This is a genomic window from Pseudoalteromonas sp. SIMBA_162, assembly GCF_046535955.1.
In the GTDB taxonomy this organism is placed as follows: domain Bacteria; phylum Pseudomonadota; class Gammaproteobacteria; order Enterobacterales; family Alteromonadaceae; genus Pseudoalteromonas; species Pseudoalteromonas marina.
Map to the genome: position 1 here is coordinate 372,359 of NZ_JAWJBQ010000001.1, position 18,494 is coordinate 390,852.

Here is an 18,494-nt window from a genome sequence, read left to right on the forward strand (position 1 = left end):
CTATTTACCTTCGTTTTACACTTACTTAAGTAATATATAGGCTAAAAAGTAGTTAACACGTAAGTGTGTCATTGTTGTTTTTTGTGCAGCGCTACAGAAACTTTACTTACTGGCGTTTTGTTAAGCGCATCAGTAATGGCCCAACCTGCATCAACAAGCCTTTGTAAATCAATTCCATGGTTTATGCCAAGGCCATCAAGTAAGTAAACGACATCTTCAGTGGCAACATTTCCTGACGCCCCTTTAGCATAAGGGCACCCACCAAGGCCAGCAACTGCTGCGTCAACCGTTGATATTCCTAGGCTTAGCGCTGCGTAAATATTTGTGAGCGCTTGCCCGTAGGTATCATGAAAATGCACTGCAAGCCGGTTGCTGTCTATGTGCATTAAAAGTATTTCTATGAGTTGAGTTACTTTTTTTGCAGTACCTACGCCAATCGTGTCTCCAAGGCTTACTTCGTAACAGCCTAAATCTAATAGCTTTTGTGTTACATCAAGCACAGCATTAGCGTCTATGTCTCCTTCGTAAGGACAGCCAAGTACACAACTTACGTAACCACGAACACGAATATTATGCTCTTTTGCAAAGTTCATAACTTCACTGAAGCGTGTGATACTTTCGTCAACTGAGCAGTTGATGTTTTTTTTACAGAAAGACTCGCTTGCGGCGGTAAAAATTGCAAACTCTTTAATACCAGCGTCATGGGCCGCGTGCGCACCTTTCAAGTTTGGTGTCAGCGCGCTTAAGTTAATATTTGGTAAGTTAAGTGCGTTAATCACATCTGCCGAATCTGCCATTTGTGGCACCCATTTAGGGGATACAAACGCACCTGCTTCTATATCTTTTAAACCGGCTTGTGCAAGGGCATTAATCAGTGAAATTTTATCCTGAGCATTTACCAAACTCTCGTTTTGTAGGCCGTCACGCGCACCCACCTCAACAATACGAACCGAATCAGGAAAGGCACTCATTAGGCACCTTCCTGTTGTGTGGTATCCTCAACAATGGCGAGTAGGGTACCGTGAGATACCAATTCACCTTCACCAAAACAATAGCTTTGTAAAATGCCATCGTGTGGCGCATTGAGGGTGTATTCCATTTTCATAGCTTCAATGATCACAACAGGATCGCCTTTGCTAATTGTACTGCCAACATTAATCAAATGTTTAACCACGGTGCCATTGAGTGGTGCTGCTAGTGGCAATGCATCACTTTCATGTGAACTTATGTAATGTTTATTAATGAGTTCAAGCTTAGTTTGTAGTGCTTTATTCATAACCGTAATGGCGTCATTACAGTGTGAGACATGAGCAATATGCTTATTGCCATCAATAAATACAGTACAAACGCCTTTAATGACTGTCCCTTGAAGATTAAATACCGTGTTGTTATGGGTAATGTTGAACCCTTCAGATGTTTTAATCGCACTCAGCTGTATATCTTTAAAGGGCACTTTAATGATGCGTGGAGAATTTAAGTTAAATCCGTTAAGTTGCTGCCATGGGCTACCATTGTGTTGCTGAGCTTGCTCATTATTCAAAGAGCATAAGTACGCAAATGCACCTATGAGTTCACTTGATTGCAAAAGCGCACTATCAACGGCAACTAAAGAGTCGCCTTGCTCTGCAATAAAATGTGTACTTGGCGCGCCCTGGTTAAAAGTAGGGTGATGAGCTAAGTTACTTAAAAAGCCAATGTTGGTACTAAAACCCGCCAAATGAAATTCCCCAAGTGCTTGGCGTAAACGCCGTAATGCTTGCTCGCGGTTATCATCATGTACGATAAGCTTTGCAATCATTGGGTCGTAATAAGGGCTGATTTCATCGCCTTGTGCAATGCCGGTATCTATGCGTACAAACTCACTATTAAGCGGAGTATTTAACGATTCGATTACGCCTGAACAAGGAATAAAGTCGTTACTTGGATCCTCTGCGTAAATTCGCGCTTCAAAGCTGTGGCCTTGTAGTTGTATGTCAGATTGCGTTAAAGGCAAAGTGTGCCCAGCTGCTATATTAATTTGCCAATTCACTAAATCTACACCGGTTACCATTTCGGTTACTGGGTGTTCTACTTGTAGGCGTGTGTTCATTTCCATAAAGAAAAACTCATCACCACACAGTAAAAACTCAACAGTACCTGCACCGCGGTAATTTATAGCCAAAGCACAGCGTACTGCGGCTTCGCCCATTTCTTTTCGTAATGTGTCACTTAAACCTGGTGCTGGCGCTTCTTCAATTACTTTTTGATGACGACGTTGTAAAGAGCAGTCTCTATCACCTAAATAAACACAGTTACCGTGATTATCTGCAAACACCTGTACTTCAACATGGCGAGGCTGGTTAACATAGCGCTCTAGCAGTACTAAGTCATTACCAAAGCCTGCTATAGCTTCACGCTGTGCGCCTTCAAGAGCACTCATAAAATCTTTAGCTTGCTCAACAACGCGCATACCTTTACCACCGCCCCCAAAAGCCGCTTTAATCAGTACGGGATAGCCAATTTTTTCGGCCTCAGATTGTAAAAAGGCAGGGTCTTGATTATCACCATAATAGCCAGGCACTAACGGTACATTTGCTTCAGCCATTATTTCTTTAGCGCGGGTTTTAGATCCCATGGCTTCTATGCTGCTTGCAAGTGGGCCAATAAACGCAATGTTGTTAGCCTCACAGGCTTTAGCGAACTCGCTGTTTTCAGATAAAAAACCATACCCAGGGTGAATACAATCTGCACCACTATTTTTTGCTACTTGTAAAATTTTATCGGTTACAAGGTACGAGTCTTTACTCGGCGCAGGCCCAATGTGGTAAGCTTCATCAGCCATTTTTACATGTTGTGCGTGTTTGTCGGCGTCAGAATAAACGGCTACAGTCGTTAACCCCATTTGCTTTGCACTGCGCATAATACGGCACGCAATTTCACCTCGGTTGGCAATGAGTATCTTTTTTAAAGTGTGTGTGTTCATAATTAATCCTACAGTTGCCAAGCGGGTGGGCGTTTATCAAAAAAAGCACTAAGCCCTTCTTGGCCTTCATCAGATACGCGAATCTTTGCAATACGTTCGGCCGTAAGCTCAATAAGTTGTTCACTAATAGGCTTGTTTGCTACATCATTAATTAAAGCTTTAGCGGCTTTGACTGCAACAGGACCGTTATCAATCAGTGTTTGCAACATGTTATCAAGCGCGCAGTCTAATTTGCCGGTTACTTGATGAACTAACCCAAGTTGTTTGGCTGTGTGGGCATCAAACACCTCGGCAGTTAAAAAATATCTACGAGCAGCGCGCTCGCCTATGGCTTTAATTACATACGGGCTAATTACCGCAGGAATAAGCCCAAGTTTAACCTCACTTAAGCAAAACTGAGCATCATCTTTACACAGTGCAATATCGCAACAGGCAATTAAGCCTAACGCGCCACCAAATGCAGCGCCCTGAACAGCACACAGGGTTGGGTGAGGGCTGGTGGCTAAAACCTGCATTAATTTTGCAAGTTGCATAGAGTCGGCTAGGTTATCGGCGTAATTGTTATCAGCCATGGATTTCATCCAGGCTAAGTCTGCTCCGGCTGAAAAGTGTTTGCCTTCTGTTTTTAACACAAGCGCTTTTATATCAAGCGTATTAGCATGTTCAATGCATTGAATTAATTCGTGTATTACTTCGCTATTAAATGCGTTTCTTTTTTCAGGGCGGCTTAAAACAAGTACAGCCACATTAGATTTTGTTATTTGTAGTGTTACTGACATTTACTGCGCTCCGGTTACATTCTAAATACGCCAAATTGAGAATCTTGCGCTGGTGCATTCTTAGCAGCACTTAAGGCAAGTCCTAATACGTTACGTGTGTCGGCTGGGTCAATAATACCGTCGTCCCACAAACGCGCGCTGGCATAATATGGGTGGCCTTGCTCTTCGTATTGCTCAATGATTGGCTTTTTAAACTCGCTAATTTGCTCATCGGTCATACTTTGGCCTTTTCGCGCCAAACCGTCTTGCTTAACTTGGGCCATTACCCCTGCGGCTTGCTCGCCGCCCATGACCGAAATACGGGCATTAGGCCACATCCACATCATGGTTGGTTCAAATGCGCGGCCACACATACCGTAGTTACCAGCGCCATAAGAGCCGCCAATTAGTACCGTAAATTTAGGTACATCGGCACACGAAACCGCCATCACCATTTTAGCGCCGTGTTTTGCTATACCTTCGGCTTCGTATTTTTTACCTACCATAAAGCCGGTAATATTTTGTAAAAAAACCAATGGGATATTGCGTTGTGCACACAGTTGAATAAAGTGTGCGCCTTTTTGAGCAGACTCGCTGAATAAAATGCCGTTATTAGCCACTATGCCAACAGGGTTACCGTAAATGCTTGCAAAACCAGTTACCAACGTTTCACCAAAGTAGCGTTTAAATTCATCAAACGATGAATCATCAACTGTTCGGGCAATGACTTCTCGTACGTCAAATGGCTTTTTAAGGTCGGTACCCACTATGCCGTAAAGTTCGCTTATATCGTACCGAGGCGCTTTTATATCTTTTAATAACGGTGCAGTAGGGCGTGTGTAATTAATGCGTTCAATACATTGGCGTGCAATAGACAGCGCATGCTCGTCGTTTTCAGCAAAATGATCAGCTACCCCTGATGTTTTACAATGAACATCAGCACCACCAAGCTCTTCAGCCGTTACTTCTTCACCTGTTGCCGCTTTTACAAGCGGCGGGCCTGCTAAAAATATGGTGCCTTGTTCTTTTACTATTATGCTTTCATCTGCCATAGCCGGTACATAAGCACCACCAGCAGTACATAACCCCATGACCACAGCAATTTGAGGAATACCTTTACCTGACATTCGAGCTTGATTGTAAAAAATACGGCCAAAATGTAATTTATCGGGAAATACATCATCTTGCTCAGGTAGGTTAGCACCGCCAGAATCAACCAAATAAATACACGGTAAATGGCATCGCTCTGCAATGTCTTGTGCTCGCAAATGTTTTTTAACAGTAAGCGGAAAGTAGGTGCCGCCTTTAACCGTGGCATCGTTTGCAATGATCATGCATTCAATGCCTTTTACACGGCCAATACCAGCTACGACACCTGCGCACGGGATTGCTTGCTCATAGACGCCAAATGCAGCGAATTGAGAAATTTCTAAAAATGGTGAACCTTCGTCAATTAGCGTACTAATACGATCGCGTACAAATAATTTACCGCGACCTTCGTGACGCTCTTTTAAAGCAGTCCCACCACCTAAGCTTATTGTGGCAACTTTATCGCGTAAATCATCCACTAGTGCCGACATGTTCTTATGATTTTGCACAAAAGTAGGATCGTGTGGATTAACGCTCGATTTTAAAATCGTCATAATCTAATCCTTAACGGCTTTCAGTGAAAAGTTCGCGACCAATTAGCATGCGGCGAATTTCAGACGTGCCGGCGCCAATTTCGTATAGTTTAGCGTCACGTAATAATCGACCCGTTGCGTATTCGTTTATGTAGCCGTTTCCACCTAGTATTTGAATCGCATCCAGTGCCATTTTGGTTGCCAATTCGGCGGCATATAAAATGGCGCCAGCAGCATCTTTACGTGTAGTTTCACCGCGGTCACAGGCTTTAGCTACCGTGTAAACGTATGAACGGGCAGCGTTCATTTGTGTGTACATGTCGGCAATCTTGCCTTGAATAAGCTGAAATTGCCCAATTGGGGTATCAAACTGCTTACGCTCATGAATGTAAGGCACAACAATATCCATACATGCTTGCATAATGCCAAGGGGGCCTGCTGCCAATACAACACGCTCGTAATCTAGGCCGCTCATAAGAACTTTTACGCCTTCGTTTAAGTTACCTAAAATGTTTTCTTCAGGCACTTCACAGTTTTCAAATACTAACTCACAGGTGTTTGACCCACGCATGCCAAGTTTGTCTAGCTTTTGTGCGGTTGAAAAACCAGGGAACGTCTTCTCTACTATAAATGCAGTAATCCCTTTAGCACCGGCGTTTAAATCGGTTTTAGCGTAAATAACCAGTGTGTCTGCATCCGGGCCATTGGTGATCCACATTTTATTACCGTTCAAAATGTACTTATCGCCTTTTTTCTCAGCTTTAAGTTTCATCGATACCACGTCAGAGCCCGCATTAGGCTCACTCATAGCAAGCGCACCAATGTGTTCACCGCTGATAAGTTTTGGTAGGTATTTTTCTTTTTGTGCTTGTGAACCATTACGGTTGATTTGATTAACACACAGGTTTGAATGCGCACCGTAGCTCAAGCCAATAGATGCACTTGCGCGGCTAATTTCTTCCATTGCTATAACATGCTCTAAATAGCCTAAGCCAGCACCACCAAACTCTTCAGGAACGGTCATGCCTAACACGCCCATTTCGCCCATTTGCGGCCAAAGTTGATTTGGAAATGTATTGTCAATGTCGGTTTGTTCAGCTAGTGGCGCAATTTCTTGGCTTGAAAAACTATTTACATGGTCGCGGATCATATCGGCGGTTTCGCCAAGACCAAAGTTCATCTCTTTATAAAGTGAAATAGTGCTCATGATTCATTCCTGTGTGAGTGTGTGTTATCAGTGTGTTTTTATTTTAAAAATAAACTACTCGTCTATTTTATTCAGTGTGTCTCTACAGCGTCGTTCCGCAGTAACCAGTTCCATTAGGACAACTTTAATATCGTCCATTTGCTGCGAAAGGTCGGCTTTTTTCTCTGAAATCAGATCTAGCATAGTGACTAGTTGTTTAGCGCTTGATTTATCAGCGTCGTACAGTTCAAACAAACGGCCCGTTTCGGCAAGCGTAAAGCCTAAGCGTTTACCCCGTAAAATGAGCTTTAAGCGCACTTTGTCGCGCTTTGAGTAAATACGTGTTTGCCCATTACGCTCAGGTGATAAAAGCCCTTGGTCTTCATAAAAGCGTATAGAGCGAGTTGTAATGTCAAACTCTTTAGCTAAATCGCTAATGCTAAAAGTTTGTTCATTACTGGTCGGTATAGTGGCGGAACTTGCAAAGTTTGTTTGATTATCTGGTTTCATAATTGTAATTACCTCATTCGAATAACTCCAATATAAGTGAAGTTTACGTAAAGGTAAAGCGCTGGCTGGTGTGAAATAAATATAAGCGAAGTGGTTTGCAGTATTTGTAATTTAAATTATTTAATTACAATGACTTAATTTTAACTTAGATTGTCAGAGCCAAAGGTGGCAAAGAAACCTTACAGATAAGAAAGTATAATTTTAACGGTTTTTAGTTGACGTTAGCGTAAACGTTAGTATTGTGTATGGTTATTAAATTATAATTTAAAACACAATTAATAGAGTAAATATTCTAACAACTATTTACCCTTAAATACAATGGAGTTAGCTATGTCTTTAGAATCAGTGGTAATTGTAGCAGCAAAACGTACGCCTATGGGTGGCTTTATGGGCGGGCTAAGCGATGCTCAGTCTACTGAATTAGGTGCAACGGCTATTAAAAGTGCATTAGCGCAAACTGGTTTAAACACCGATGAAATTGACGAAGTAATTATGGGCTGTGTACTCCCTGCTGGTTTAGGTCAAGCGCCAGCTCGTCAAGCTATGTTAAAAGCAGGGCTAGCATTAAGCACGGGGGCTACCACCATTAATAAAGTATGTGGTTCAGGTTTAAAAGCCGCCATGCTTGCTAACGATTTAATTAAAGCAGGCTCTATAGAAACAGCTATTGCTGGTGGCATGGAAAGTATGACCAATGCCCCTTACTTTATTCCAAAAGCGCGTGGCGGAATGCGAATGGGCCACGGTGAAATTAAAGATCACATGATGAGTGATGGCCTTGAAGATGCATACGACAATAAAGCCATGGGTTGTTTTGCACAAGATACCGCCGACGAATATGGCATTGGCCGTGAGCAAATGGATAATTTTGCACTCAGCTCATTAAGCAAAGCGAATGCCGCAATTGCAAACGGTAGTTTTGAAAACGAAATAGCACCGCACACAATTCAAACACGAAAAGGCGATGTAACGGTATCGGTTGATGAGCAACCAGGTAATGCACGCCCAGAAAAAATCCCAAGTTTACGTGCAGCCTTTAAAAAAGACGGCACTATAACAGCTGCTAACTCATCATCTATTTCGGATGGTGGCGCAGCCCTCGTTTTAATGACTGAGTCAAAAGCAAAAGCACACGGTTTAACACCCCTTTGTAAAATTGTAGCGCACAGCACACATTCTCAAAAACCTAGCGAATTTACGGTAGCGCCAGTAGGCGCGATGAACAATGTGCTCGAAAAAGCCGGTTGGACAACAACTGATGTAGACCTTTGGGAAATTAACGAAGCTTTTGCCATGGTAACAATGCTTGCAATAAACGAGCTTAAGCTTGATGAAAGTAAAGTAAATGTTAACGGTGGGGCATGTGCACTTGGCCACCCAATTGGTGCCAGTGGCGCACGTATTTTGGTTACGCTTATTCACGCTCTTAAAAACCGAGGCCTTAAAAAAGGCGTTGCTTCTTTATGTATTGGTGGCGGTGAAGCCGTTGCAATGGCAGTAGAAGCTTACTAAGTACCAATCACATTAAAAATACGCAGCAACATAACAATAATAAAGCTGCGTTATTTTTAAAACTAACACACTAATACAATAGGATTTAACCATGCACCAAGTTCCACTATTAATAGATGGCGAATTTATTCAATCGGCTTCAAAAGAATTAATCGATGTTATAAACCCAGCAAACCAAGAAGTATTAGCTCAGGTTCCTTGTACCACCGATGCAGAAATGGATGCGGCAATTGCTTCAGCCTCTGAAACATTTAAAACATGGAAAGATGTCCCAATTACTGAGCGTGCCCGCATTATGATGAAATATGCTGCGCTTTTAAAAGAACACCATGATGAACTAGCCACTATTATTTGCCACGAACTAGGTAAAACCTTTGAAGATGCTAAAGGTGATGTATGGCGAGGTATTGAAGTTGTCGAACAAGCAGCTAATGCACCTTCGCTGATGATGGGCGAAACAATGGAGAACGTAGCGCGCAAAATTGATACCTATTCTTACATGCAGCCATTGGGTGTGTGTGCAGGTGTGACGCCGTTTAACTTTCCGGCAATGATCCCGCTTTGGATGTTTCCGCTGGCAATAGTGTGTGGTAACACATTTATATTAAAACCATCAGAGCAAGACCCACTAACGCCAATGCGTTTAGCTGAGCTATTTATTGAAGCGGGTGCACCTAAAGGCGTTCTGCAAATTGTACATGGTACAAAACCGCAGGTAGACCGGTTATTAGAAGATAAAGCCGTTCGTGCTATTTCGTTTGTAGGATCGTGTGGTGTAGGTGCCTATATTTATTCAAAAGGCACACAAAACCTTAAGCGTGTTCAAGCCTGTGTAGGTGCAAAAAACCATATGGTAATTATGCCAGATGCGAGTAAATCGCATGTTGTAAATAACCTTGTTGGTGCATCTGTTGGTGCCGCAGGGCAGCGTTGTATGGGTATTTCGGTCGCTGTATTTGTTGGTCAAGCAAGTGAATGGGTAGATGAAATAAAAGCAGGCTTTGAAAAAGTACGCCCAGGTTTATGGGATGACAAAGACGCAGCCTACGGCCCACAAACGTCAAAAGCAGCAAAAGAGCGAATTCTATCGTTGATTGCAAGCGGTAAAAAACAAGGCGCGACCTGTTTAATAGATGGCTCTGACTTTAGTGTAGAAGGTTACGAGCAAGGTAACTGGGTTGGCCCAACTTTATTTACAGACGTTACAAAAGAAATGGACTTATATAAAGAAGAGATTTTTGGTCCTGTTTTGGCTTGTATGTTTGTAGACACATTAGAAGAAGCTATCGCCTTAATTAACGAAAGCCCTTACGGTAATGGCACCTCGCTATTTACTTCAAGCGGTGCAGTTGCACGTAAATTCCAACACGAAATAGAAGTAGGTCAAGTAGGTATTAATGTTCCTATTCCTGTGCCACTGCCGTTCTTCTCATTTACCGGATGGAAAGGCTCTTTTTATGGCGATACTCATACGTATGGTAAGCAAGGTATTCGTTTTTACACCGAAACCAAAACCATTACCTCACGTTGGTTTGAAGACGATATAGCGTCAGGCCCAAACATGAGCATTAACTTAAAATAATTAATAAACACACACAAAAAATAATAACAAAGACGGGCGCGAAGGTTTTTCACACACATAAATATGCCTTCGCCGCTCTTCACTCATAATCCCAATACGGGAAAACCGACAACACACAACTAAAGAGGTCTACCATGGACTTTAACTTATCAGAAGACCAACAAGCCTTTGCACAAACTGCTCGCCAATTTGCCGAGTCAGAGCTTGCACCTCACGCGGCTAAATGGGATCGCGAACATATTTTTCCTAAAGATACGATAAAAGCAGCCGGTGAGTTAGGCTTTTGTGGTTTATACACACCAGAGGACGCGGGCGGCCTTGGTTTATCACGTTTAGACTCAAGCATTATTTTTGAACAACTTGCGCTAGGGTGTACGGCAACCACTGCCATGCTCACTATTCATAATATGGCTACCTGGATGGTTGCAAGTTTCGGTACAGACGCAATAAAAGATCAATATGTAGACCAATTAGTTATGGGTGAGTTATTAGCATCATACTGCTTAACCGAGCCTGGTTCTGGTTCAGATGCAGCTTCACTTAAAACAAAAGCAGTACGCGATGGCGACGAATACGTTATTAACGGTTCTAAAATGTTTATATCGGGTGCAGGAGAAACCGAAGTGCTAGTGGTCATGGCGCGTACTGGTGGCGAAGGCGCTGCGGGTATTTCTGCGTTTGTTGTACCGGCCGATGCAAAAGGCGTTGAATACGGTAAAGCAGAAGAAAAAATGGGGTGGAATGCACAGCCTACACGACTAATTAGCTTTGAAGATGTGCGTATTCCTGCACATAACTTACTTGGTGCAGAAGGCGAAGGTTTTAAGTTTGCAATGCAAGGCCTAGATGGCGGGCGTATTAATATTGCCACCTGTTCAATAGGTACCGCACAAGCAGCCTTAAATACAGCACGTGAATACCTCAAAGAGCGCTCACAATTTGGTAAACCGCTGGCTGCTTTTCAAGCGTTACAATTTAAAATTGCTGATATGAACACAGAGCTTGTAGCGGCGCGCCAAATGGTAAGGCTTGCGGCATTTAAACTTGATACTGGCGACAGCGAAAAAACCACTTATTGTGCTATGGCCAAACGCTTTGCAACTGATGTTGGTTTTACAGTGTGTAATGAAGCACTTCAAATACATGGTGGTTATGGTTACATAAAAGAATACCCACTAGAGCGCCATGTACGTGACGTGCGCGTTCATCAAATACTTGAAGGCACAAACGAAATAATGCGTGTGATTATTGCGCGTCGAATTTTAGCTGAATCAGCAAGCGAAATATTATAAGGAGCACGGTATGTCTGAATCAAAACCAAGCATTGAGTTAACAACCGAAGGCCATGTTGCTATTTTAACGATGTCTAACCCGCCAGCGAATACCTGGACAAAAGACACCTTAATTGATTTAAAAAATAAAGTTAACGCGCTTAATAACAATAAAAACATTTATGCCTTAGTGCTAACGGGTGAAGGCGATAAGTTTTTTAGCGCAGGCGCCGACCTTAATGTATTTGCAAGTGGTGACAAAGGTATTGCTGCAGACATGTCGCGTGTATTTGGCGAAGCGTTTGAAGCATTAACTAATTTTAGAGGCGTGTCGGTTGCTGCCATTAATGGCTATGCGATGGGCGGCGGTTTAGAGGTTGCATTAGCGTGTGATATACGCATTGCTGAACAACAAGCGCAAATGGCACTCCCTGAGGCAAAAGTCGGTTTATTACCGTGTGCAGGTGGCACGCAAAATTTAGCATGGTTAGTGGGCGAAGGCTGGGCTAAACGCATGATTTTGTGCGGCGAGCGCTTAAAAGCTGATAAAGCACTACACATTGGATTAGTCGAAGAGGTTGTTGGCCAAGGTGAGAGTTTTGCTGCTGCGCTTAATCTTGCAAACAAAGTAAGTGAGCAAAGCCCTAGTTCGGTTGCGGCATGTAAAACATTAATTCAAAAAGGGCGCCACCAACCCATGGCGAGCGTTTTACCATTAGAGCGCGAACTATTTGTTGGTTTATTTGATACTGATGATCAAAAAGAAGGCGTAAATGCCTTTTTAGAAAAGCGCAAAGCAAAATGGGTAAATGGCTAATGAGTGATTTAACCTTATTAAATAAAGCGGATGACTCAGTACTTTTTGAGACGGCAACCGCAGCCAACGGCCGTTTAATTGGGCTTATTACACTAAACGCACCTAAATCGTTAAATGCGCTTAATTTTAACATGATCAAATTGCTTACTCCTCAACTAAAGGCATGGGCAAACGACGATGCCATCGCAATGATTATTTTAAAAGGGGCAGGAGAAAAAGCGTTTTGTGCTGGTGGCGATGTAGTAAGTCTTCATCATGCAATGGCACAAGGTGAACCAACAAGCTTAGTTGAAGAGTTTTTTACCCAAGAATATAAGCTCGATTACCTTATACATACCTACGTTAAACCTATTCTTGTTTGGGGAAACGGGATTGTAATGGGAGGCGGTTTAGGGCTAATGGCTGGCGCAAGCCACCGTGTTGTTACCGAAACCTCACGTATTGCAATGCCAGAACAAACAATAGGTTTATACCCCGATGTAGGCGGCAGCTATTTTTTGCATAAAATGCCCAAAAGTGTTGGCTTGTTTTTAGGGTTAACGTCAGCGTCTATTAATTGCGACGATGCATGTTTTGTATCACTTGCCGATCACTTTATTGACAGCGTTAAATACAACGACATGCTAAACACTATTTTAGCTACAAGCTGGAGTAAGAGTGCAAGCGAAAACCACACGGTGCTAACTAATTTACTAAATGAGTTAAACGCGCAGTCTGCTGATATGCCAATAGGAAACGTTAGCGCTAATTTAAAAACAATTCAAACACTAGGTAGTTTTGGCTCATTGCAACAGCAAGTAGATTACCTATTAAGCTTAAGCACCGACGACAAGTGGTTACAACGTGCGCAAAAATCGTTAAAACATGGGTGCCCACTCAGCTGTGCATTGGTCAGTGAGCAGCTTAAAGCAAGTGAAGGTAAAACCCTTTTAGACTGCTTTAAAATGGAACTAGGCATGTCGGTAAGAGCCGGTGAAGTAGGTGAGTTCCAAGAAGGCGTTAGAGCACTGTTAATCGATAAAGACGGCGCTCCCAATTGGCAATACCCAACACTCCATGATGTGCCAAGTAGCGTAGTTAATAGCTTTTTTGGTAATCGTTACGGCACTAGTCACCCACTTGATGACCTAGACACGGCAACACAAAAATAAAGGAAAGACGATGACTAAACTTAACATTGGTTTTATCGGATTAGGAAACATGGGCGGCCCTATGGCGGCAAATTTAGTAAAAGCGGGGCACACAGTCACTGTTTTTGATTTAAACCAGTCGGTCGTAAATGAGCTTGCTAGCCAGGGGGCTAAAGCGGGCGTTGATGCAGCGCAATGTGCTACCAATGCCGACGTTCTGATCAGCATGTTACCTGCAGGCAAGCATGTTAAATCGTTATACTTAGGTAATAACGATAACAATGGACTAATTGAGGTTTTAAGCAAAAATACCTTAGTGATTGACTGCTCTACAATTGATGCCGAATCGGCACGCGTTGTAGGAAATGCACTTGACGAGCAAGGTATACGGTTTGTTGATGCACCGGTTTCAGGTGGTGTAGCCGGGGCAACGGCAGGAACGCTTACGTTTATCGTGGGTGGTGAACAAACCGCATTCGAAAAAGCAAATACCGTATTAGTAGATATGGGTAAAAACATATTTCATGCTGGCGATATTGGTGCAGGTCAAGTTGCAAAAATATGCAACAACATGCTGCTTAGCATATTAATGGCAGGCACAAGTGAAGCCATTCAAATGGGTATTAATAACGGTTTAGATCCAAAAGTGCTGAGCGATATTATGACTGCAAGCTCAGGTCGAAATTGGACATTAGAGTTATATAATCCGTGTCCAGATGTAATGGAGACAGCACCGGCTAGTAATAATTATAAGCCAGGTTTTATGGTTGACTTAATGGCAAAAGATTTAGGTCTTGCCATGGAAGCAGCTCAACAAAGTAATTCATCAACGCCAATGGGTTCAATGGCAAAAAACTTGTACACTATGCTTCAGCATCAAGGTGCAGGCAGTGATGACTTTAGCGCCATATTTAAATTGTTTTCGAAGTAGGAGTAAACCGTGGAAATTAAAAATAATACGGTAGTAATCACAGGTGGGGCGCAAGGTTTAGGTTTCGCTATGGCGCAAAAGTTTGCAGTTATGGGCGCAAATATTGCACTTATTGACATGGCACAAGATTTATTAAACAACGCATGCGAGCAACTAAACCAGCTTGAAGGCGTAAAAGGGATAATTAAAGGTTACGCTGCTAATGTGACTGTTGAAAGTGAAGTAGAACATGTATTTAGTACCATTAACAATGATTTTGGCCATATTGGTGTGCTTATTAACAACGCTGGTATTTTGCGTGACGGCATGTTCATAAAAGCTAAAGACGGAAAAGTGGTTAAAAAAATGTCGCTAGAGCAATTTCAATCAGTGATTGACGTTAATCTTACCGGCGTATTTTTAGCAGGGCGCGAAGCTGCAAGCCACATGATTGAATCAGGCAAAGGCGGCGTAATAGTAAATATGTCGAGCGTAGCGCGTGCGGGTAACATAGGCCAAACAAACTATGCTGCCTCAAAAGCGGGTGTAGTGGCACTTACCACCACATGGGCTAAAGAACTTGGCCGTTTTGGTATACGCGTAGGCGCTATTGCACCAGGTGTAATAAGCACCGCCATGACCGACGCCATGAAGCCAGAAGCCAAACAACGTATGCTTGCGGTAACACCCGTAGGGCGTTTAGGTGAAAGCGACGAAATTGCCCATACCGCACAGTACATAATCGAAAACGACTTTTTCACCGGTCGCGTGGTTGAAATAGACGGCGGTATTCGTTTGTAAATTAAGTTTTTTACGTTTGAATTTAAAAAGCATGGCGCTTATAGGCTGTGCTTTTTTGTTTTAAATCGGGGAGATTTATAATCGTGATAAAGGGCTAACAACCCCGTTGGCACCTTGTTGTAGTACATGAGTAGGATACCCGCTGTATTAAAACGTTAATCATTTTAGCGCTCTAAATAACTCATTAACTGCGTTAAAAACTTCTCATGTAGATAAACTATATAACTAAGTTTTTGCCTTGTTACTGAGCTATTTATCTGTCGCTATAATTGCTCACTAATTCAATACAGCGGTTATTATTTGTGTTGTTCGCACATCGTTGTGACCTAGCTGTGTTTGTACTGTACGAATATCAGCGCCGCTTTGCAGTAGATGCGTAGCAAATGAGTGTCGCAAAGTATGTGGGGTAACGTTCTTATTAATATGTGCTTTTGTTGAAGACAGTTTAACAGCCTTTCTTACCCCTGAATGATCTAAGTGGTGACGTCTTATTTCTCCTGTTTCAGGGGCCGTACTTAATTTATGTGATGGGAACAGAAACTGCCATTGTAAAGACTTATTAGCGCTTGGGTATTTTTTACTAAGTCGATGAGGCATCCATACACCGGCGTACGCATCATTTTTTAAATCTAACTGTAAATATTCAACAACTTGAATTATTTGATTTCTTAGCATTGGTATTAATTCATCAGCAAGTGTCACAATACGATTTTTATTACCCTTGCCGTTCCAAATGCGTATATATTTATAGTCGAAATCAATATCATGAACTCTTATTTTTACTGCTTCCATCAGCCGTAAACCACTTCCATAGAGCAGGCTTGCTATCAAATAATGTCGTTTATTTATATTTCTAAAAAATAGCGATACCTCAGTCTGTGTAAGTACGACAGGCAGTTTCTGTTGGCGGTTACTTTTAACGGAATTTAAATCTAATTAAAGCTCATTCTTAGTAATATGTTTATATAAAAAAGCAAGTGCATTTAAAGCGGTTGCTTGTGTTCTCGCTGCCACTTTTTAGTGACTGTTAAGTGATTTAAAAATATTTCTACTTCATTATTGCCCATACTGGTAGGGTGCCGCTTATTATGAAAATGGATATAGGCAGAAATCCAAAATACATAAGTTTCAATAGATTTTTAGCATAGTGATGGCTATACATAATAGTTGATAATACTATTAAGAAAAGGGGATTTTGTTTTCATTTTAAATCTCAAATAACTGGATTTACATACAGTGTTGGCGTTTTTCCTCCTAAGTCAAGAAATGAGGACGTTTTCCTCTTTTCTGCATATATTTAAAGAGCAGCCTGACTTAAAGTTTAAAGCTGGCAATGTGTTACAGGATTTGTTATTAATATGAAAAAACAATTAAGGGGACATGCATTGCTCATAAAAAGAGGAAACTGTCCTCTGATAAAGCTGTTATAAGAACAAGGATGTATCGGTGAAATATCTAATAATTACAATATTTTCTGCTTTTTTAGTTGGGTGTGTTTCAACGATGCCCAAAGCTGGCATTAGCCAGACCTATAATCATGTAGGCGCTAAAGTTACTTCGCCTAGTGAGCCAAACTGGTATTTGATGAAACACACTGATCCAAGTGTAGTTTTTGGTAAAGAATATTCCGACAAATCTGAAACTGCTATAGCAAATACTTACCTTTACTGGATTGGTGAATTTCCTACAGACAAAGAATTCTTTGACAAAGTTATTGAGAGTAGAAAAACCTTTGATAACAAAGCTCGCTTTAAACAACTTGAATTAAATTATGAAACGCTCACATTTAAAGGGCGCCCTTGCTTAAAGTATAGTGGTGTTGCCGAAGACCACGGAGACAAGGGGCTAGAGTCAAAAGACTTCCAATACTTTAAAAATCAAGGTTATATTTGTCGTACTAACTTAAATCAAACTACCGCTTTATTAATGGAAGTATCACATCGCTCAGATAATAAGGAGTTTCCACAAAACTTGGATAATGTAGCGCTAGAGTTTTTAAATAATATTGAACTTACGGCGTATTAGTTCTTATAACAAGGCATTAAAGCCGGACTCGCAACAGTTTGCTCGGTTCCGCTACGCTTCACATTTTAGCAAACTATTACTCACCGCTTAATGCGGCGTTATATTACAAAAGGAGTTGTGGTGAAGTTTCTAGTTTTTTTCGCATTAAGTTTTCTGTCATACACAACTCAAGCTTGTATGTTTCCACCTAAAGGGTTAATCGAGGAGCATAATAATCAATTTGATTTACTTGTTTTATCTTCTCTCTTAATCGCGGTTATTTCTCTGTTAATAAGGTTCTCCCATCAAAAATCTAGATTGTGGGTGCCTGCAATATTAGTTTTAGGGTTTGGCTACTTTCCATTTATTCTATTTAACCTTGATAGTTATGGGATGATCGGCCCAGGTGGCGCTTGTGGTCGGCCGGGGATGGTTTTAATTGGTCAAATATGCCTAGGCGGTTACTTATTTATTTTGGGCTACGAACTATTTAAGTACTTAAAATATCGGCGTAAATTTTAATATAACAAGCTAATTAATAGGACAAATTACAGTTGGTTTTTGCTCCTGCGTCGCCTATTATAACCAACTGAAACTTGCCCGTTATTAGGGCGTTAGGTATTTAGAGTCATAATCAAGGATTGTCGATGAAAAAAATTATAATAATCTCGTTATCAATATTACTAGGAGCTTGTTCTACAGTAGGCTCACATGATCGCCCAAGTAGTTACTATGCTAATGATTCAAAACCTAAAGGACTTGCTAGTGATTCTTTACTTGGTGAAAACGATCAAAAAATTAATGAATTACTTTATTACCAAGTAAAATTGCCTCCTAAAAATAGAATCGCAATTTTAAAATTAAGCCAAGATAATCACTGGAAATTTTATTCTAACGACTTCACATCTCTAACCACTTCATTAGTTGATGGTTTTATTTCTGAATTAAGGTCATCTAATAAAGTATATGACGCATCATTTTTACCAGCAATGCTAGTACCTGAGAAGAGAACGGTTCCAACATTAAGAGAAGCTGCGGCAAGATTTCAAGCCGACTTATTATTAGCTTACAGAACGTCTTGTAATTCATACAATAAGTACCGTTTCATTGATCCAAATGAAACTAAAGCTTATTGCTCTGTCGAGGCAATATTACTAGATGTACGCTCAGGTATAATTACAAAGTCTGTTGTTAGTACACAGGACTTTGTTGCAAAAAAACAAAAAGAAGATGTCAACTTCTCTGAAACTGTTAAAAAAGCAGAGTTAGAGGCTATATCTAAATCATTATTAGAGGTGGCAAAACAAGTGAATAATTTCCTGTCAAATGTTGCTGTAATTGGCAAAAATACCTAACAACACGCCCTGAGGTGGACGACTAGTAAAATTTAGCTATTAACTGCAAATTTTAAAAGTGGTGAGCCTCTGCG

15 protein-coding genes and 1 pseudogene are annotated in these 18,494 nt (G+C 41.4%); 9 read left to right on the forward strand and 7 right to left on the reverse strand.

Annotated elements, in window-relative coordinates; translation table 11 throughout:
- Nucleotides 1-68 precede the first annotated feature (68 nt).
- The 6 genes from R0J88_RS01595 to R0J88_RS01620 are packed head-to-tail and all read right to left on the reverse strand — an operon-like array spanning nt 69 to nt 7,038.
- Entirely contained in the window at nt 69-971 is a 903-nt protein-coding gene (locus R0J88_RS01595) for a hydroxymethylglutaryl-CoA lyase (protein WP_410898858.1), read from the reverse strand.
- Nucleotides 971-2,962 (reverse strand): acetyl/propionyl/methylcrotonyl-CoA carboxylase subunit alpha, encoded by a 1,992-nt coding sequence (locus tag R0J88_RS01600; protein ID WP_410898859.1) that lies wholly within the window; start codon nt 2,960-2,962, stop codon nt 971-973. The genes R0J88_RS01595 and R0J88_RS01600 overlap by 1 nt, the downstream gene beginning before the upstream one ends.
- Before the next feature lie 8 nt (nt 2,963-2,970).
- Nucleotides 2,971-3,741, reverse strand: a complete 771-nt coding sequence (locus R0J88_RS01605; RefSeq protein WP_410898860.1) for an enoyl-CoA hydratase/isomerase family protein — start codon at nt 3,739-3,741, stop codon at nt 2,971-2,973.
- A gap of 14 nt (nt 3,742-3,755) precedes the next feature.
- The gene (locus tag R0J88_RS01610; protein WP_058428925.1) at nt 3,756-5,363 is read right to left on the reverse strand and encodes a carboxyl transferase domain-containing protein; all 1,608 of its coding nucleotides are present in this window, start codon (nt 5,361-5,363) and stop codon (nt 3,756-3,758) included.
- 10 nt (nt 5,364-5,373) lie between these two features.
- A complete protein-coding gene (locus R0J88_RS01615; protein ID WP_138740880.1) occupies nt 5,374-6,549 on the reverse strand; it encodes an isovaleryl-CoA dehydrogenase in 1,176 nt (391 codons plus the stop codon).
- Between the two features lie 54 nt (nt 6,550-6,603).
- Nucleotides 6,604-7,038 carry a MerR family transcriptional regulator gene (locus tag R0J88_RS01620; protein WP_006794190.1) on the reverse strand — a complete coding sequence of 145 codons (435 nt, stop codon included), beginning with the start codon at nt 7,036-7,038 and terminating at the stop codon, nt 6,604-6,606.
- A gap of 330 nt (nt 7,039-7,368) precedes the next feature.
- On the opposite strand from R0J88_RS01620, the gene R0J88_RS01625 reads away from it, so the two are divergent.
- From R0J88_RS01625 to R0J88_RS01655, 7 genes are all read left to right on the forward strand, one after another.
- Nucleotides 7,369-8,550 carry a thiolase family protein gene (locus tag R0J88_RS01625; protein ID WP_410898861.1) on the forward strand — a complete coding sequence of 394 codons (1,182 nt, stop codon included), beginning with the start codon at nt 7,369-7,371 and terminating at the stop codon, nt 8,548-8,550.
- A gap of 91 nt (nt 8,551-8,641) precedes the next feature.
- The gene (locus R0J88_RS01630) at nt 8,642-10,132 is read left to right on the forward strand and encodes a CoA-acylating methylmalonate-semialdehyde dehydrogenase (RefSeq protein WP_248519790.1); all 1,491 of its coding nucleotides are present in this window, start codon (nt 8,642-8,644) and stop codon (nt 10,130-10,132) included.
- 134 nt (nt 10,133-10,266) lie between these two features.
- Complete coding sequence (locus R0J88_RS01635; protein WP_039036937.1) at nt 10,267-11,424, forward strand: acyl-CoA dehydrogenase family protein; 1,158 nt, start codon at nt 10,267-10,269, stop codon at nt 11,422-11,424.
- A 10-nt stretch (nt 11,425-11,434) separates the two neighbouring features.
- A complete protein-coding gene (locus R0J88_RS01640) occupies nt 11,435-12,220 on the forward strand; it encodes an enoyl-CoA hydratase (RefSeq protein ID WP_410898862.1) in 786 nt (261 codons plus the stop codon).
- A complete protein-coding gene (locus tag R0J88_RS01645) occupies nt 12,220-13,371 on the forward strand; it encodes an enoyl-CoA hydratase/isomerase family protein (protein WP_410898863.1) in 1,152 nt (383 codons plus the stop codon). The genes R0J88_RS01640 and R0J88_RS01645 overlap by 1 nt, the downstream gene beginning before the upstream one ends.
- 10 nt (nt 13,372-13,381) lie before the next feature.
- Entirely contained in the window at nt 13,382-14,281 is a 900-nt protein-coding gene (gene mmsB, locus R0J88_RS01650; RefSeq protein ID WP_039036939.1) for a 3-hydroxyisobutyrate dehydrogenase, read from the forward strand.
- A 9-nt stretch (nt 14,282-14,290) separates the two neighbouring features.
- Nucleotides 14,291-15,061, forward strand: coding sequence for an SDR family oxidoreductase (locus tag R0J88_RS01655; protein WP_410898864.1), 771 nt, complete (start codon nt 14,291-14,293; stop codon nt 15,059-15,061).
- A 276-nt stretch (nt 15,062-15,337) separates the two neighbouring features.
- Here R0J88_RS01655 and R0J88_RS01660 read toward each other — a convergent pair.
- A pseudogene (locus R0J88_RS01660) lies at nt 15,338-16,266 on the reverse strand (integron integrase).
- 241 nt (nt 16,267-16,507) lie between these two features.
- On the opposite strand from R0J88_RS01660, the gene R0J88_RS01665 reads away from it, so the two are divergent.
- Together R0J88_RS01665 and R0J88_RS01670 are read left to right on the forward strand one after the other, a co-directional pair.
- A complete protein-coding gene (locus R0J88_RS01665; RefSeq protein WP_410898865.1) occupies nt 16,508-17,086 on the forward strand; it encodes a hypothetical protein in 579 nt (192 codons plus the stop codon).
- A 626-nt stretch (nt 17,087-17,712) separates the two neighbouring features.
- Entirely contained in the window at nt 17,713-18,420 is a 708-nt protein-coding gene (locus tag R0J88_RS01670) for a hypothetical protein (protein WP_276755083.1), read from the forward strand.
- Nucleotides 18,421-18,494 lie beyond the last annotated feature (74 nt).

What these genes read in the sequence shown, in the direction of transcription:
- R0J88_RS01625 (WP_410898861.1), top strand. Translation starts at nt 7,369, where the DNA reads ATGTCTTTAGAATCAGTGGTAATTGTAGCAGCAAAACGTACGCCTATG.
- R0J88_RS01640 (WP_410898862.1), top strand. Translation starts at nt 11,435, where the DNA reads ATGTCTGAATCAAAACCAAGCATTGAGTTAACAACCGAAGGCCATGTT.
- R0J88_RS01645 (WP_410898863.1), top strand. Translation starts at nt 12,220, where the DNA reads ATGAGTGATTTAACCTTATTAAATAAAGCGGATGACTCAGTACTTTTT.
- R0J88_RS01615 (WP_138740880.1), bottom strand. Translation starts at nt 6,549, where the DNA reads ATGAGCACTATTTCACTTTATAAAGAGATGAACTTTGGTCTTGGCGAA.
- R0J88_RS01595 (WP_410898858.1), bottom strand. Translation starts at nt 971, where the DNA reads ATGAGTGCCTTTCCTGATTCGGTTCGTATTGTTGAGGTGGGTGCGCGT.
- R0J88_RS01630 (WP_248519790.1), top strand. Translation starts at nt 8,642, where the DNA reads ATGCACCAAGTTCCACTATTAATAGATGGCGAATTTATTCAATCGGCT.
- R0J88_RS01670 (WP_276755083.1), top strand. Translation starts at nt 17,713, where the DNA reads ATGAAAAAAATTATAATAATCTCGTTATCAATATTACTAGGAGCTTGT.
- R0J88_RS01620 (WP_006794190.1), bottom strand. Translation starts at nt 7,038, where the DNA reads ATGAAACCAGATAATCAAACAAACTTTGCAAGTTCCGCCACTATACCG.
- R0J88_RS01610 (WP_058428925.1), bottom strand. Translation starts at nt 5,363, where the DNA reads ATGACGATTTTAAAATCGAGCGTTAATCCACACGATCCTACTTTTGTG.
- R0J88_RS01600 (WP_410898859.1), bottom strand. Translation starts at nt 2,962, where the DNA reads ATGAACACACACACTTTAAAAAAGATACTCATTGCCAACCGAGGTGAA.
- R0J88_RS01635 (WP_039036937.1), top strand. Translation starts at nt 10,267, where the DNA reads ATGGACTTTAACTTATCAGAAGACCAACAAGCCTTTGCACAAACTGCT.
- R0J88_RS01605 (WP_410898860.1), bottom strand. Translation starts at nt 3,741, where the DNA reads ATGTCAGTAACACTACAAATAACAAAATCTAATGTGGCTGTACTTGTT.
- mmsB (WP_039036939.1), top strand. Translation starts at nt 13,382, where the DNA reads ATGACTAAACTTAACATTGGTTTTATCGGATTAGGAAACATGGGCGGC.